This is a genomic window from Limnohabitans sp. 2KL-27 (assembly GCF_001269345.1).
GTDB lineage: Bacteria > Pseudomonadota > Gammaproteobacteria > Burkholderiales > Burkholderiaceae_C > Limnohabitans_A.
Map to the genome: position 1 here is coordinate 2165470 of NZ_CXOP01000002.1, position 15362 is coordinate 2180831.

At 60.7% G+C, this 15362-nt stretch carries 13 protein-coding genes; 5 read left to right on the forward strand and 8 right to left on the reverse strand.

All coding sequences use genetic code 11. From position 1 onward, the window contains the following. Positions 1 to 123: 123 nt before the first annotated feature. Positions 124 to 1665 carry a polyhydroxyalkanoate depolymerase gene (locus tag LHAB_RS13295; RefSeq protein WP_090047109.1) on the forward strand — a complete coding sequence of 514 codons (1542 nt, stop codon included), beginning with the start codon at positions 124 to 126 and terminating at the stop codon, positions 1663 to 1665. A gap of 5 nt (positions 1666 to 1670) precedes the next feature. Then, the gene (rsxB, locus tag LHAB_RS13300) at positions 1671 to 2360 is read left to right on the forward strand and encodes an electron transport complex subunit RsxB (RefSeq protein WP_090047112.1); all 690 of its coding nucleotides are present in this window, start codon (positions 1671 to 1673) and stop codon (positions 2358 to 2360) included. A gap of 164 nt (positions 2361 to 2524) precedes the next feature. On the opposite strand, the gene LHAB_RS13305 is transcribed toward rsxB, so the two are convergent. The 5 genes from LHAB_RS13305 to scpA form a co-directional block, all read right to left on the reverse strand. Next, a complete protein-coding gene (locus tag LHAB_RS13305) occupies positions 2525 to 3007 on the reverse strand; it encodes a VOC family protein (RefSeq protein ID WP_090047115.1) in 483 nt (160 codons plus the stop codon). After that, positions 3008 to 5056 carry an acetyl-CoA carboxylase biotin carboxylase subunit gene (locus tag LHAB_RS13310; RefSeq protein ID WP_090047118.1) on the reverse strand — a complete coding sequence of 683 codons (2049 nt, stop codon included), beginning with the start codon at positions 5054 to 5056 and terminating at the stop codon, positions 3008 to 3010. A gap of 123 nt (positions 5057 to 5179) precedes the next feature. Next, positions 5180 to 6712 (reverse strand): acyl-CoA carboxylase subunit beta, encoded by a 1533-nt coding sequence (locus tag LHAB_RS13315; protein ID WP_090047121.1) that lies wholly within the window; start codon positions 6710 to 6712, stop codon positions 5180 to 5182. 18 nt (positions 6713 to 6730) lie between these two features. Continuing rightward, positions 6731 to 7759: a methylmalonyl Co-A mutase-associated GTPase MeaB gene (gene meaB, locus LHAB_RS13320; protein WP_090047124.1), complete on the reverse strand. Its 1029-nt coding sequence runs from the start codon at positions 7757 to 7759 to the stop codon at positions 6731 to 6733. Next, positions 7756 to 9933: a methylmalonyl-CoA mutase gene (gene scpA, locus LHAB_RS13325; RefSeq protein ID WP_090047127.1), complete on the reverse strand. Its 2178-nt coding sequence runs from the start codon at positions 9931 to 9933 to the stop codon at positions 7756 to 7758. Before scpA ends, meaB begins: the two co-directional genes overlap by 4 nt. A 187-nt stretch (positions 9934 to 10120) precedes the next feature. Between scpA and LHAB_RS13330 the strand changes: the two genes are divergently transcribed. Beyond that, the gene (locus LHAB_RS13330) at positions 10121 to 10756 is read left to right on the forward strand and encodes a GntR family transcriptional regulator (RefSeq protein ID WP_090047975.1); all 636 of its coding nucleotides are present in this window, start codon (positions 10121 to 10123) and stop codon (positions 10754 to 10756) included. A gap of 12 nt (positions 10757 to 10768) precedes the next feature. On the opposite strand, the gene dusA is transcribed toward LHAB_RS13330, so the two are convergent. Beyond that, a complete protein-coding gene (gene dusA, locus LHAB_RS13335; protein ID WP_090047130.1) occupies positions 10769 to 11770 on the reverse strand; it encodes a tRNA dihydrouridine(20/20a) synthase DusA in 1002 nt (333 codons plus the stop codon). A 112-nt stretch (positions 11771 to 11882) separates the two neighbouring features. On the opposite strand from dusA, the gene LHAB_RS13340 reads away from it, so the two are divergent. Both LHAB_RS13340 and LHAB_RS13345 read left to right on the forward strand, forming a co-directional pair. Beyond that, positions 11883 to 12302: an NfeD family protein gene (locus tag LHAB_RS13340; RefSeq protein WP_090047977.1), complete on the forward strand. Its 420-nt coding sequence runs from the start codon at positions 11883 to 11885 to the stop codon at positions 12300 to 12302. Positions 12303 to 12338: 36 nt separating this feature from the next. Beyond that, complete coding sequence (locus LHAB_RS13345; protein WP_090047133.1) at positions 12339 to 13256, forward strand: SPFH domain-containing protein; 918 nt, start codon at positions 12339 to 12341, stop codon at positions 13254 to 13256. A gap of 63 nt (positions 13257 to 13319) precedes the next feature. Here LHAB_RS13345 and phbB read toward each other — a convergent pair whose 3' ends face one another. Beyond that, positions 13320 to 14057 carry an acetoacetyl-CoA reductase gene (phbB, locus tag LHAB_RS13350; protein WP_090047135.1) on the reverse strand — a complete coding sequence of 246 codons (738 nt, stop codon included), beginning with the start codon at positions 14055 to 14057 and terminating at the stop codon, positions 13320 to 13322. A gap of 120 nt (positions 14058 to 14177) precedes the next feature. Further along, entirely contained in the window at positions 14178 to 15359 is a 1182-nt protein-coding gene (locus tag LHAB_RS13355) for an acetyl-CoA C-acetyltransferase (protein WP_090047138.1), read from the reverse strand. Between the last annotated feature and the right edge of the window lie 3 nt (positions 15360 to 15362).

Genomic DNA, 15362 nt, shown 5'->3' on the forward strand with positions numbered 1-15362 from the left:
GGGCGGTTTCTTTTTGGGCCGTCCGGAAAGTGACTGTCAATTAGGGGCCAAACTCAAAAAATACCGGCTGGTCTCCTGTAGTATTGCTGCAGCGCACCATTTTGTTGCAAGGGAAACTGTCACATGCTCTATCAGATTTTTGAAACCCAACGCTCCATCATGGAGCCATTTTCCGATCTGGCCCAAGCAGCAGCCAAGCTCTACAGCAACCCCCTGAACCCCATGGCCCAAACGCCTTTGGCCCAACGTGTGTCAGCAGGCTACGCCCTGATGCACCGCCTGGGCAAGGACTATGTCAAGCCCGAATTCGGCATCCGCACCGTCAAGGTCAACAAAACCGATGTGGCCATCCACGAGCGCATCGAGATCGACAAGCCTTTTTGCGAGCTGCGCCGCTTCAAGCGCTTCTCGGACGACGCCGCCACGCTGACCCAGCTCAAAGCCCAGCCCGTTGTGCTGATCGTCGCCCCCTTGTCCGGCCACTACGCCACCTTGCTGCGCGACACCGTCAAAACCATGCTGCAAGACCACAAGGTCTACATCACCGACTGGAAGAATGCCCGCTTGGTGCCATTGTCGGACGGCGAGTTCCACCTGGACGACTACATCAACTACGTGCAGGAGTTCATTCGCCACATCCAGTCCATCTATGGCCACTGCCATGTGGTGAGCGTATGCCAGCCGACCGTGCCGGTTCTGGCTGCGGTGTCCCTCATGGCCAGCCGTGGCGAAAAAACCCCGCTGACCATGACCATGATGGGCGGCCCCATCGATGCCCGCAAGTCGCCCACCTCGGTGAACAACCTGGCCACCAACAAGAGCTTCGAGTGGTTCGAGAACAACGTGATCTACCGCGTGCCCCCCTCCTTCCCAGGCGCGGGTCGTCGCGTGTACCCAGGCTTCTTGCAGTACACCGGCTTTGTGGCCATGAACCCCGATCGCCACGCCACCAGCCATTACGACTTTTTCAAAGACCTGATCAAAGGTGACGACGCCAGCGCAGAAGCGCACCGCAAGTTCTACGACGAGTACAACGCCGTGCTCGACATGGACGCCGATTACTACCTGGAAACCATCGCCACCGTGTTCCAGGACTTCAAGCTGGTCAACGGCACTTGGGACGTCAAGGGTGTGGACGGCAAGATCGAGCGCGTGCGCCCGCAAGACATCAAGGGCACCGCGCTGATGACCGTGGAAGGCGAGCTGGACGACATCTCCGGCTCCGGCCAGACCCGTGCGGCGCAAGACCTGTGCAGCGGCGTGCCTGCCAGCGAGCGCCAGCACCTGGAAGTCGAAGGCGCAGGCCATTACGGCATCTTCAGTGGCCGCCGCTGGCGCGACATCGTCTACCCGCAATTGGTCAAGTTCATCCTGAACCATGCCCCCAAAGCCAAGGCCCCAACGGCCGCGGCCAAGTCGGCAGCTGTGGCTGCACCTGTGGCCGTCAGCCCTGCAGCAAAGCCTGCAACCAAAGCACCTGTGAAAACGGCTGCCAAAGCACCTGTGAAAACAGCCGCCAAAGCCAGTGCCCAGCCTGCAGTGAAAGCCACTGTGGCCAAACCCGTTGCCAAAGCTCCAAGCAAAGCGGTGGCCAAGAGCGCGGCCAAAGCCGTGCCCAACACGGCCGTCAAAACCACTTGGGTGGATGCGAAGAAAAAGGCCTGAGGTCCATGCCCGCCTTGAGCAACCAAGCGCCTGAGACCCAGGCGCTTTTTCTTGCCCTGAACAACGCCCTGCCCCAAACGCAGTGCACGCGTTGCGGCTATCCAGACTGCGCCAGCTACGCCCAGGCCATGGCCGAGGGGCAAGCGCCTATCAACCAATGCCCACCGGGCGGGCAAGCGGGCATTGAACGACTGGCTGCCATCTCCGGCCGGCCCGTTTTGCCCCTCAACCCGGAACACGGCACAGAAGGCCCACGCCATGTGGCCATCATCGACGAAGCCTGGTGCATTGGCTGCACGTTGTGCATCAAAGCCTGCCCGACCGATGCGATTTTGGGCGCCAACAAAGTCATGCACACCGTGATCGAGCCCTGGTGTACGGGCTGCGAGCTGTGCATTCCGGTTTGCCCGGTCGATTGCATTGCGCTGGAGAACGTGACGGACAAGCGCACAGGCTGGGCCGCCTGGTCCGCGCAAGACGCTCAGACGACCCTCACAAGGTACAAGTCACGTCAAAAACGTCTGGCGCATGAGGCGGCCGCCCACCAAGCCCGGCTGATCAACGAGGCTGAGCACACCTTGGCCGACTTGCCTGCCCACACCAAGGGCACAGACAAGGCCTCCGAAGTGGACCGCAAACGCGCCATCATCGAAGCGGCACTGGCCAAAGCAAAAGCCCGACAGACCGGGGTCTGACGGGCCTCAGGTTCAGAAGGGTCTCAGCCCCCCTGTTTCAGACTTTGTCACCCCCGACTTGATCGGGGGTCCATGCCTTCGTTCGACATGGATACCCGCATGCGCGGGTATGACACATCATTGCGACACCTTCTTGCTGATCGGACCTTCAGGTCCGACACAACTCAATGCGCGTTGGCCGCCAAAGCCGCAAAAGCCTTGACCACTTCCGGTGGTGCCTGCACCAACTCGATCAACACGCCCTCCCCACCAATCGGGAACTCGTCGTTCGCCTTGGGGTGCAAAAACGTGATGTCAAAACCGGCCGCGCCCTTGCGGATGCCGCCCGGCGCAAAGCGCACGCCCTGGGCTGTGAGCCACTCCACCGCTACCGGAAGGTCGTCGATCCACAGGCCGATGTGGTTCAGCGGCGTGGTGTGCACGGCAGGCTTTTTCTCAGGGTCCAGCGGCTGCATCAGATCGACCTCGACCTTGAAAGGGCCGGAGCCAATGGCGCAGATGTCTTCGTCCACGTTCTCACGTTCGCTTTTGAAGGTGCCTGTGACTTCAAGACCGAACATGTCGACCCAGAGCTTTTGCAGGCGCGACTTGTCTGGCCCACCGATGGCAATTTGCTGGACGCCCAGCACTTTGAATGGTCGAGTCATTTATTCGAACTCCACAATCATCTGGTCCACCGTGAGCGATTCGCCCTTGGCGGCCACCACTTTTTTCACCACACCATCGGCAGCGGCAAACAGCACGTTTTCCATCTTCATGGCTTCGATCACGGCCACGCGCTCACCGGCTTGCACCTTCTGGCCTGGCTGGACCGCCACATCGACCAAGAGACCTGGCATGGGTGAGAGCACAAAACGGCTCAGGTCGGGTGGCGCCTTGTAAGGCATGAGCTTGTGCAGCTCGGCCATGCGCGGTGACATCACCAAAGCTTCGATGCGGGTGCCGTTGTGCTGCACTTGCAAAGCCAAGGGGTTCTTCAAAGTCCCGCGCTCGACTTGCGCTGTGAACGGCTTACCGTTGCACGTGCCTTCGATGCGGATGTCGTTCAGGCGCGAATTGCTCTCGATGGCGTAAGTTTTGCCGTCGACCGTGATCTGCGCCACACCGGGCTTGCCAGCAAACTCGTCCACATGCACCGACACATAGCGGTTGCGGCCGCCCTGCCCCAATTCGACCACGGCATAGTCCTGACCGATCTTGACGTCATAGCCGGGCAACTGGCCACTGAGGTTGGCAGCGCGTTCGCGGGACTTGCGTCGCACGAAAGCGGCCAATGCGGCCAAAAAGTCGTGGTCGTCGTGCGGCACGTCTTCCGCGCGGAAGCCCTTGCTGTACTGCTCGGCGATGAAACCGGTATTGAAGTCACCCGACACAAAGCGGGGGTGCGCCAGCAAAGCGGACTGGAAGGGGATGTTGGAGCTGATGCCGCGGATCACAAAACCGTTCAGGGCTTCGCGCATTTTGGCAATCGCGTCGTTGCGGTCTTTGCCGTGCACGATCAGCTTGGCGATCATCGAGTCGTAGAACATCGGAATCTCGCCGCCGTCTTGCACGCCTGTGTCCACGCGCACGCCATACAGCTGGGTGGTGTTGGCTTGGAACATGGTTTGTTTGGGCGTCTGGAAGCGCACCAAACGGCCTGTGGAGGGCAGGAAGTTGCGAAACGGGTCTTCGGCATTGATCCGGCACTCGATGGCCCAGCCATTGCGCTGCACGTCTTTTTGCGCGATGGGCAATTTCTCGCCAGCGGCCACGCGGATCATCATCTCGACCAGGTCAAGGCCAGTGATGGCTTCGGTCACAGGGTGCTCCACCTGCAAACGGGTGTTCATCTCCAAGAAATAAAAGCTCTGGTCTTTGCCGACCACGAACTCCACCGTGCCCGCCGACTGGTATTTCACCGCCTTGGCCAGTTGCACGGCCTGCTCGCCCATGGCTTGGCGTGTGGCTTCACTGATGAACGGCGATGGTGCCTCTTCAATCACTTTTTGGTGACGCCGCTGAATAGAGCACTCGCGCTCGTTCAAATAAATCACGTTGCCGTGGCTGTCGCCCAGCACCTGGATCTCGATGTGGCGGGGCTCTTCGACAAACTTCTCAATGAACACACGGTCATCGCCAAAACTGTTGCGCGCTTCGTTGCGGCACGAGGTGAAGCCTTCAAAAGCCTCTTTGTCGTTGAAGGCCACGCGCAGGCCTTTGCCGCCACCGCCCGCAGAAGCCTTGATCATCACGGGGTAACCAATGCCCTTGGCGATTTCAACGGCTTTTTCAGCAGTTTCAATCGCGTCGTTCACGCCGGGAATGCAGTTCACGCCGGCAGCGCCTGCCAATTTTTTGGATTCGATCTTGTCGCCCATGGCGGCAATCGAAAAGTGGCGCGGACCGATGAAGGCAATGCCCTCGTCTTCGCAGCGTTTGGAAAACTCGGCGTTTTCGCTCAGAAAACCATAGCCCGGATGAATGGCTTGAGCGCCGGTGGCTTTGGCGGCAGCGATGATTTTGTCAGCGACCAAGTAAGACTCGCGCGAAGCAGCCGGGCCAATCAAAACGGCCTCGTCGGCCAGCTGCACATGGCGAGCTTCCTTGTCGGCTTCAGAGTAAACCGCAACGGTTTGGATGCCCATTTTTTGAGCGGTGGCGATGACGCGGCAGGCGATTTCGCCACGGTTGGCAATCAGGATTTTGGTAAACATTTCAATTTCTCCAGCTGGTGCTGATACTGAACAAGCGTCATCGCGAGGAGCGCAGCGACTTGGCGATCCAGACATGGATTGCATCGCTTGGCTCGCAATGACGTGATAGCGACATGGGTGTGTTCAAAGTGGGATGTTCCCGTGCTTGCGCCAAGGGTTCTCGAGCTTCTTGTCTTTGAGCATGACCAGCGAGCGGCAAATGCGCTTGCGGGTCTCGTGCGGCTGGATCACGTCGTCGATGAAGCCGCGAGCACCAGCCACAAAGGGGTTGGCAAAACGGGCTTTGTATTCGGCTTCTTTGGCGGCCAGTTTCTCGGGATCGCCCTTGTCTTCACGGAAGATGATTTCTACCGCACCCTTGGCCCCCATCACCGCGATTTCGGCATTGGGCCAGGCAAAGTTCACATCGCCGCGCAGGTGTTTGGAAGCCATCACGTCGTACGCACCGCCGTAGGCTTTGCGGGTGATGACCGTGATTTTCGGTACCGTGCACTCGGCGTACGCGTAGAGCAACTTGGCCCCGTGCTTGATGATGCCGCCGAACTCTTGCGAAGTGCCGGGCATGAAACCGGGCACGTCCACGAAGGTTATGACGGGAATGTTGAAAGCGTCACAGAAACGCACAAAACGTGCGGCCTTGATGGAGCTCTTGATGTCGAGACATCCGGCCAACACCAAGGGCTGATTGGCCACGATGCCCACCGTCTGGCCTTCCATGCGGGCAAAGCCGATCAGGATGTTTTTGGCGTAATCGGGTTGCAGCTCAAAGAAGTCGCCATCGTCCACGGTTTTGACGATGAGTTCCTTCATGTCATAGGCTTTGTTCGGGTTCTCAGGCACCAAGGTGTCCAGGCTCATGTCCAGACGACCCGAGGGATCACCGCTGGGGCGCACAGGTGCTTTTTCGCGGTTGTTGAGCGGCAGGTAGTTGTACAAGCGGCGCAGCATCAGCAAGGCTTCGACGTCGTTTTCAAAGGCCATGTCGGCCACGCCGCTCTTAGTGGTGTGGGTCAAAGCACCGCCCAACTCTTCGGCGGTGACTTCTTCGTGGGTCACGGTCTTGACCACTTCTGGCCCCGTCACAAACATGTAAGACGTGTCCTTGACCATGAAAATGAAGTCGGTCAAAGCCGGCGAATACACCGCACCACCGGCCGATGGGCCCATGATCATGCTGATCTGCGGCACCACACCGCTGGCCATCACATTGCGCTGGAACACGTCGGCATAACCGCCAAGCGAAGCCACGCCTTCCTGGATGCGGGCGCCGCCAGAATCGTTCAGGCCAATCACGGGCGCGCCGACCTTCATGGCCTGGTCCATGATTTTGCAAATCTTCTCGGCATGCGTTTCAGACAATGCACCGCCATACACGGTGAAGTCCTGGCTGAACACGAACACCAAGCGGCCGTTGATCATGCCGTAGCCCGTGACCACACCGTCGCCGGGAATCTTGTTGTCCTGCATGCCGAAATCGGTGCAGCGGTGCTCCACGAACATGTCCCACTCTTCAAAGGTGCCTTCGTCCAGCAGCACTTCCAGGCGTTCACGGGCGGTGAGCTTGCCTTTGGCGTGCTGCGCATCGATGCGCTTTTGTCCGCCGCCCAAGCGAGCCGCAGCGCGCTTTTTTTCCAGTTGTTCAATGATGTCTTGCATGGTGGCTCTCTCTTTTCTTCAGGAAGATGGGGGGGCACTCTGCGCTTGGTAGGCGCTGAGCAGTTGACGGGCAGCCGTGGACGCGGCCAATCGGCCCGTGCCGACTTGTTGGCTGAGTTGGGGCAGCAGAGTTTGAACACTCGGCTGAGCCCGGAAATTTTGCTTGAGCCCGGCGTCGATGCGCTCCCACATCCACGACAGGGCCTGGTGTTGGCGGCGCAGCCCCAAGCGGCCATTGGCTGTTTGCAAGCGACGGAACTCGCTGACCGCCGACCAAAAGCTGTCCACGCCCTGGCCCAGCAAAGCGCTCAGCTGCACCACCTTGGGGTGCCATTGGGTGCTATCGGCGTGTGCATGGCCCGAGCCGCCGTGCATGCCCAACAATTGCAAGGCACTGGTGATCTGCAGCTCGGCGCGGGTGGCCGCGATGGCATCGAGGTCGGCCTTGTTGATGACCACCAAATCGGCGATCTCCATCACGCCTTTTTTGATGGCCTGCAAATCGTCGCCCGCATTGGGCAACTGCATCAACACAAACATGTCGGTCATGTTGGCCACCGCCGTCTCGGACTGGCCCACGCCCACCGTCTCGACGATGACCACGTCGTAGCCCGCGGCTTCACAAACCAGCATGGACTCGCGGGTTTTTTCGGCCACGCCACCCAAGGTGCCGCTGCTGGGGCTGGGGCGGATGTAAGCGCGTTCGTGCACGCTGAGCAACTCCATGCGGGTCTTGTCGCCCAAAATCGAGCCCCCCGACACCGTGCTGGACGGGTCCACCGCCAGCACCGCCACGCGGTGGCCTTGGCCAATCAAATACAGGCCCAGCGCCTCGATGAAGGTGGACTTGCCCACACCCGGCACGCCGCTTATCCCTAAGCGAAACGACTGTCCGGTGTGGGGCAGCATGGCCGTGAGCAACTCGTCGGCCATCGCCCGGTGGTCCGCACGCGTCGATTCAAGCAGCGTGATGGCTTTGGCCATGGCACGGCGCTGCCCGGCAGCGTTGCCGTGCAACAAGCCGTCGAGCAGCTGCGCAGGGTTCACCCGATCGCCTTTTTGATCTGTTCCAGCACGTCCTTGGCGCTGACTGGGATCGGGGTGCCGGGGCCATAGATGCCCTTGACGCCGGCTTCGTACAGCATGTCGTAGTCCTGGCGCGGAATCACACCGCCCACGAACACGATGATGTCGTCTGCGCCCTGCTTTTTGAGCTCGGCAATGATGGCGGGCACCAAGGTTTTGTGGCCTGCAGCGAGTGTGGATACGCCCACCGCGTGCACGTCGTTTTCAATCGCTTGGCGGGCGCACTCTTCGGGCGTCTGGAACAGCGGGCCCATGTCCACGTCAAAGCCCAAGTCGGCGAAGGCGGTGGCGACCACTTTGGCGCCCCGGTCGTGGCCGTCCTGGCCGAGTTTGGAGATCATCACGCGGGGACGGCGGCCTTGCGCGTCGGCAAAGGCGGCGATGTCGGCTTTGAGTTGGTTCCAGTATTCCATGGTGTCTCCCACGTTCTCGCCGTCGTCGTAAGCCGCGGCGTAAACGCCCGTGACCTTTTGGGTGTCGGCGCGGTGGCGGCCAAAGGCTTTTTCCAGCGCGTCGGAAATTTCACCCACGGTGGCCCGCAGGCGCACGGCCTGGATGGACAAATCAAGCAGGTTGCCCTGGCCCGATTCAGCAGCTGCGCTCAGCGCGTCCAAGGCGGCCTGCACTTTGGCGCTGTCGCGGGTGGCGCGGATTTTGGCCAAGCGCTCGATCTGGCCATCGCGTACGCGCACGTTGTCGATCGACAGCGTCTCGATCGGGTCTTCCTTGGCCAGCTTGTATTTGTTCACGCCCACGATGACGTCTTTGCCCGAGTCAATGCGGGCTTGCTTTTCTGCGGCAGCCGCCTCGATCTTGAGCTTGGCCCAGCCGCTGCCCACGGCCTTGGTCATGCCGCCCATGGCTTCGACTTCTTCGATGATCGCCCAAGCCTTGTCGGCCATTTCTTGCGTCAGGCTCTCCATCATGAAGGAACCGGCCCAAGGGTCGATCACGTTGGTGATGTGGGTCTCTTCTTGGATGATCAGCTGCGTGTTGCGGGCAATGCGCGAGCTGAACTCGGTGGGCAGGGCAATCGCTTCGTCAAACGAGTTGGTGTGCAGCGACTGGGTGCCGCCGAACACGGCCGCCATGGCTTCGATGGTGGTGCGCACCACGTTGTTGTAGGGGTCTTGCTCGGTGAGCGACCAGCCCGAAGTCTGGCTGTGGGTGCGCAACATGAGGCTCTTGGGGTTCTTGGCGTCAAAGCCCTTCATGATGCGGCACCACAGCAAGCGGGCGGCGCGCATCTTGGCAATCTCCAAATAGAAGTTCATGCCCACCGCCCAGAAGAAGGACAGGCGGCCCGCGAAGTCGTCCACGTCCATGCCCTTGGCGATGGCGGTCTTCACGTATTCCTTGCCATCGGCCAAGGTGAAGGCCATCTCGAGCGCCTGGTTGGCCCCGGCTTCTTGCATGTGGTAGCCCGAGATCGAGATCGAGTTGAACTTCGGCATGTTTTTGGCCGTGTACTCGATGATGTCGCCAATGATCTTCATCGACGGCTCGGGTGGGTAAATGTAGGTGTTGCGCACCATGAACTCTTTCAGAATGTCGTTCTGAATCGTTCCACTCAGTTTGTCTTGGCTCACGCCCTGCTCTTCAGCGGCGACCACATAGCCCGCCAACACGGGCAGCACCGCGCCGTTCATGGTCATCGACACGCTGACCTTGTCCAGCGGAATCTGGTCAAACAGGATCTTCATGTCCTCGACCGAGTCAATCGCCACACCGGCCTTGCCCACGTCGCCCGTCACACGCGGATGGTCGGAGTCATAGCCCCGGTGCGTGGCCAGGTCAAACGCGACCGACACACCCTGCCCGCCTGCAGCCAGCGCCTTGCGGTAGAACGCGTTGGATTCTTCGGCCGTTGAAAAACCAGCGTACTGGCGGATCGTCCAGGGGCGCACGGCGTACATGGTGGCCTGCGGGCCGCGCAAAAACGGCTCAAAACCCGGCAGCGTGTTGGCGTAGGGCAAATTGGCCGTGTCTTCGGCGGTGTAAAGGGGCTTGACGACGATGCCGTCGGGCGTCTTCCAGTTCAGGGCGCTCACATCGCCCCCGGGGGCGGATTTGACCGCTGCTTTTTGCCAGGCTTCCAAGTTGGAAGCGTTGAATTCAAAGGATTTGGACGTCATGGCGCTGTGCTTTCGGGACAAAAATGGCTGAGCCGGATTTTGGCAGCTTGGGGCTGCATACCGGCTTACAGGTACCGTGATTCATAATTATTGATGCAGAATATTTTAACCGGCTTACAATTCAACATCTGAAACGCCCTTCATGCCGTTTGGCCAAGCCCAAACAGCTTCCCCCCTGAATCTGCTCATGTCCGCCCTGTCCCTCGCCCCCCGCGCCCTGTACGAAGAAGTTGCCGAATTGCTGCGGCAGCGGATTTTTGCGCGCGAGCTGGAGCCCGGCAGTTGGATCGACGAGTTGCGCATCGCCGAGGCCCTGGGCATCAGCCGCACCCCTCTGCGCGAAGCCCTGAAGGTACTGGCCGCCGAAGGCCTGGTGACCATGAAGGTCCGCCGGGGCGCTTACGTGACCGAGGTCAGCGAGAAAGACCTGCGCGACGTCTACCACCTGCTGGCCTTGCTCGAATCCGACGCGGCCCGCGTGGTGGCGCACAACGCGAACGCTGAGCAGATGGCGCAGATCAGCGCCTTGCACCAGGATCTGGAAAAAGCCACCCACGACCGGGACCGTTTTTTCGAGATCAACGAAGCTTTTCACATGCTGCTGATGGAATTGGCCGACAACCGCTGGCGCGACCAGATGGTGGCCGACCTGCGCAAGGTGATGAAGCTCAACCGCCACAGCTCACTGTTCAAAGAAGGCCGCATCGAGCAATCCCTGGCCGAGCACCGCGCCATTGTGCAGGCACTGGTAGCGCGTCAGCCCGAGCAAGCGGCCAAGCGCATGTCGGCGCACTTCATGAACGGCTTGCAGGCGGCGCAATGAGGCAGGCCTTGATCAGTCGGTGACGACCGCGCCTCGCGCCAGCGCAGCTCGGGCCAAAGCCCAGACCTCACGCGGCGGCAAGGGCTTGAGTTTGTGGTCACTCCAGACCTGACGCCACAAACGCCCGCCCCGCTGGCCGTGGTACAGGCCCAGCATGTGACGGGCAATCGCATACCAAGGGCAGCCATCTTCGGCAAAAGCGCGTTCCATATAGGCCACCATGGCCTCTTCCACTGCTTCGCGGCTAGGCACCTCGTGGGTATCGCCATAAAACGCAGCGTCCCAAGTGCCCAACAGCCAAGGGTTGTAATAGGCTTCACGTCCAACCATCACGCCGTCGGCCTGCTGCAAATGCAGAGCGATTTCCTCGTTGGTCTTGATGCCGCCGTTCACGGCGATCAGCAGCGATGGAAAATCTTTTTTGAGCCGATAGGCCAATTCATAGCGCAGCGGCGGGATTTCGCGGTTCTCCTTCGGGGAAAGGCCGTCGAGCCAGGCATTGCGGGCGTGCACGATGAAGACTTTGCAACCGGCATCGCTGACCGTACCCACAAAGTCGCGCACAAAGTCGTAGCTCTCGATGCGGTCAATGCCGATTCGGTGCTTCACCGTCACCGGCACATCGACCACGTCCAGCATGGCTTTCACGCCATCGGCCACGGTGGTCGGCTCGTTCATCAAGCAGGCGCCAAATGCGCCACGCTGCACACGGTCTGAAGGGCAGCCGCAGTTGAGGTTGATCTCGTCGTAACCCCACTCTTGCCCCAGCTTGGCGGCGTGGGCCAGGTCGGCGGCGTCACTGCCGCCCAATTGCAGGGCCACCGGGTGCTCTTCGGCGTTGAAACGCAGGTGCCGCTGCACACTGCCGTGGCGCAGCGCACCAGTGGTCACCATCTCGGTGTACAGCAAGGTGTGGCGAGTCAGCAGGCGGTGGAAAAATCGGCAGTGCCGGTCGGTCCAATCCATCATGGGCGCCACAGAAAGACGCCAGCGTTGGGGTTCAGGGAAATGCATGGGGGCTGATTATCCTTGGCTTGCGCGGGACTTGACCCCGGCGCTGGGTGGTCAGCGTATAAAGACAGAAGTTCAAGCCCGACAATATGCGGGCCAAGCTGAAGGAGGCGAGATGGGCAATGCAACGATGTGGTGGGTGCTGACCGGCGTGCTGGTGGCACTGGAGTTGGTGACTGGCACTTTTTACCTGCTGATGCTGGGCTTGGGGTCTGGGGCCGCAGCCTTGGCCGCGATGGCCGGCTATGGCCTGAGCACCCAACTGGTGGCGGCGGCCGTCGTGGGTGGCCTGGGGGCTGTGCTGCTGGGCCAATGGCGCAAACGCCAAACCCCCACGCCCCAAGAAGCCCAAGACCAGCACCTGGACCTGGGTGCCACCGTGCAAGTTGAGGCCTGGGACGCGCAAAGCACAGCTCAAGTCAAACACCGAGGTGCCGCTTGGACCGCCGTGCTGGCCCCCGGCCAATCCGCAGCGCCTGGCGCACACCGTATTCAGGCCATGTCAGGCAACCGCCTGGTTCTTGAAAAAATCTGAGCACGCCGATCGAAACACTGAAAAGGGAGAAAAACCATGGAAGTCGCTGCCGTCCTTGTGATCATCGCGATCCTGTTCGTCGTCAAGACCGTCAAGGTCGTGCCGCAGCAAGAGGCCTGGGTGGTCGAAAGGCTGGGCAAATTCCACGCCAGCCTGGCCCCGGGCCTGAACTTTGTAGTGCCCTTTGTGGACAACGTGATCCAGAAACACAGCCTGAAAGAAATTCCGCTGGATGTGCCCAGCCAGATCTGCATCACGCGCGACAACACGCAGCTGCAGGTCGACGGCATTTTGTACTTCCAGGTGACCGACCCCAAGCTGGCCAGTTACGGCTCGTCCAATTACATCGTGGCGGTGACCCAGCTGGCGCAAACCAGCCTGCGCAGCGTGATCGGCAAGCTGGAGCTGGACAAGACTTTTGAAGAGCGCGACATCATCAACGCACAGGTGGTGGCCGCCATCGACGAAGCGGCGCTCAACTGGGGCGTGAAGGTGTTGCGTTACGAGATCAAGGATCTGACGCCACCCAAAGAAATCTTGCTGGCCATGCAATCGCAAATCACGGCCGAGCGCGAAAAGCGCGCCCTGATCGCGGCCTCCGAAGGCCGGCGCCAAGAACAGATCAACATCGCCACCGGTGAGCGCGAGGCCTTCATTGCCCGCTCAGAAGGCGAAAAGCAAGCGGCCATCAACAAGGCCCAAGGCGATGCCGCCGCCATCACCGAAATGGCCAATGCCACGGCCCAAGCGATTGAGCGGATTGCCACCGCCATCCGCCAGCCCGGGGGCGAGCAGGCCGTGCAGCTCAAGGTGGCCGAGCAGGCGGTGCAGGCCTACGCCAAAGTGGCGCAAGACGCCAAGACCACCCTGATCGTACCGGGCAACATGACCGAGGTCTCGGGATTGATCGCTTCGGCCATGCAGATGGTGAGCACCGGCAAACAAGCGGGTTAAAGCGAGCCTGCAGACGCAAAAAAACCCGCCGAGGCGGGTTTTTTGGTGGGTACTGCTTGCGCATCAACCCATGTGCAAACCGCCGTTGACAGCGAAGTCAGCACCGGTCGTGTAGCCACCGTCTTCGCTGGCCATCCAAGCGATGATGGAAGCGATTTCGCTGGGCTTGCCCAAGCGCTTGACGGGCACAGTGGCCACGATTTTCTCGAGCACGTCCGGGCGAATGGCGTTGACCATGTCGGTGCCAATATAGCCAGGCGAGACGGTATTGACCGTGACGCCTTTGGTGGCCAGCTCTTGGGCCAAGGCCATCGAGAAACCGTGCATGCCAGCTTTGGCGGCCGAGTAGTTGGTCTGACCGGCCTGGCCTTTTTCGCCGTTGACCGAGCTGATGTTGATGATGCGGCCCCAGCCTTTTTCGACCATGTCGGCGACCACTTGTTTGGTCACGTTGAACATGGAGTCGAGGTTGGTGTTCATCACAGCCTGCCAGTCTTCACGGGTCATCTTCAGGAACATGCGGTCCTTGGTGATGCCGGCATTGTTGACCAAGACATCGATCGGGCCATGCTCGGCTTTGGCCTTGGTGAAGGCTTCCACGGTGGAGTCCCAGTCGCCAACATTGCCGACCGAGGCGAAGAAGGTGAAGCCCAGGGCTTTTTGCTCGTCCAGCCATTTGGTGAAGTCACGGGTGGGGCCGCAACCGGCGATGACCTTGAAGCCCTCTTGATGCAGGCGCTGGCAGATCGCGGTACCGATGCCGCCCATGCCACCTGTGACGTACGCTACTTTTTGACTCATGATTGTCTCCTGGTTATGAGTGTGCTGAGATCGTGAAAAACCACCCCAACCCGCTTGATCGGCTGCCCTTATACAACTGGACAGTGCGCCGACCCGCGCTGCTTGAGCGGCGGGATTGGGTTAAACGCGCTCGATGGCCAGGGACACGCCCATGCCGCCGCCAATGCACAAAGCGGCCACGCCCTTGCGGGCCTGGGTGCGCTGCATTTCGTGCAACAAAGTCACCAGAATGCGGCAACCGGACGCGCCGATGGGGTGGCCGATCGCGATCGCACCGCCATTGACGTTGACCTTGGCCGGATCGATGTCCAGCGCCTGGTTCACAGCGCAGGCTTGCGCGGCAAAGGCTTCGTTAAGCTCAAACAGGTCCACGTCTTGGGCTTTCCAGCCGGCACGGGCCAGCGCTTTTTGCGAAGCGGGCACTGGGCCCATGCCCATGGTGGCCGGGTCCAAGCCGCTGGTGCCAAAAGCAGCAATGCGGGCCAGGGGCTTGAGGCCCAAAGCGGCGGCCTTCTTGGCGCTCATGACCATCACGGCGGCTGCGCCGTCGTTGATGCCCGAGGCGTTGCCTGCGGTCACGCTGCCCGCCTTGTCAAACGCCGGGCGCAAACCCGCCAACACTTCCACCGTGGTTTTCTTGTTGATGAACTCGTCGGTGTTGAACACCAGCGCATCGCCCTTGCGCTGGGGAATCAGCACATCGACGATTTCGTCCTTGAACTTGCCTGCGTCTTGCGCGGCAGCGGCTTTGCGCTGGCTGCCAGCAGCCAAAGCATCCTGCATGTCACGGGTGATGCCGTGGGCCTTGGCCACGTTTTCGGCGGTGATGCCCATGTGGTACTGGTTGTACACGTCCCAAAGGCCGTCAACGATCATGGTGTCGGTCATCTTCCAGTCGCCCATGCGCTGACCGTCACGGCTACCGTTCAAAACGTGCGGGCTGGCGCTCATGTTTTCCTGACCACCGGCGATCACGATCTCGCTGTCGCCCCAAGCCACGGCTTGCGCGGCCAGCATCACGGCCTTGAGGCCCGAGCCGCACACGGCATTGATGGTGAGCGCTGGTGTTTCCTTGGCCACACCGGCTTTCATCATGGCCTGGCGCGCAGGGTTCTGGCCAACGCCAGCGGCCAGCACTTGGCCCATGATGACTTCGCCAATGGCATCCACCGGCAAACCGCTGCGCTCGAGCAAACCCTTGATGACGATGCTGCCCAACTCGGTGGCCGGGGTTTTGGCGAGCGAGCCACCAAACTTGCCCACGGCGGTGCGAGCGGCTGCAACGATGACGATGTCTTCCATTTT

Coding starts and splice junctions, on each gene's coding strand:
- LHAB_RS13295 (WP_090047109.1), top strand. CDS start 124: ATGCTCTATCAGATTTTTGAAACCCAACGCTCCATCATGGAGCCATTT.
- rsxB (WP_090047112.1), top strand. CDS start 1,671: ATGCCCGCCTTGAGCAACCAAGCGCCTGAGACCCAGGCGCTTTTTCTT.
- LHAB_RS13305 (WP_090047115.1), bottom strand. CDS start 3,007: ATGACTCGACCATTCAAAGTGCTGGGCGTCCAGCAAATTGCCATCGGT.
- LHAB_RS13310 (WP_090047118.1), bottom strand. CDS start 5,056: ATGTTTACCAAAATCCTGATTGCCAACCGTGGCGAAATCGCCTGCCGC.
- LHAB_RS13315 (WP_090047121.1), bottom strand. CDS start 6,712: ATGCAAGACATCATTGAACAACTGGAAAAAAAGCGCGCTGCGGCTCGC.
- scpA (WP_090047127.1), bottom strand. CDS start 9,933: ATGACGTCCAAATCCTTTGAATTCAACGCTTCCAACTTGGAAGCCTGG.
- LHAB_RS13330 (WP_090047975.1), top strand. CDS start 10,121: ATGTCCGCCCTGTCCCTCGCCCCCCGCGCCCTGTACGAAGAAGTTGCC.
- dusA (WP_090047130.1), bottom strand. CDS start 11,770: ATGCATTTCCCTGAACCCCAACGCTGGCGTCTTTCTGTGGCGCCCATG.
- LHAB_RS13340 (WP_090047977.1), top strand. CDS start 11,883: ATGGGCAATGCAACGATGTGGTGGGTGCTGACCGGCGTGCTGGTGGCA.
- LHAB_RS13345 (WP_090047133.1), top strand. CDS start 12,339: ATGGAAGTCGCTGCCGTCCTTGTGATCATCGCGATCCTGTTCGTCGTC.
- phbB (WP_090047135.1), bottom strand. CDS start 14,057: ATGAGTCAAAAAGTAGCGTACGTCACAGGTGGCATGGGCGGCATCGGT.
- LHAB_RS13355 (WP_090047138.1), bottom strand. CDS start 15,359: ATGGAAGACATCGTCATCGTTGCAGCCGCTCGCACCGCCGTGGGCAAG.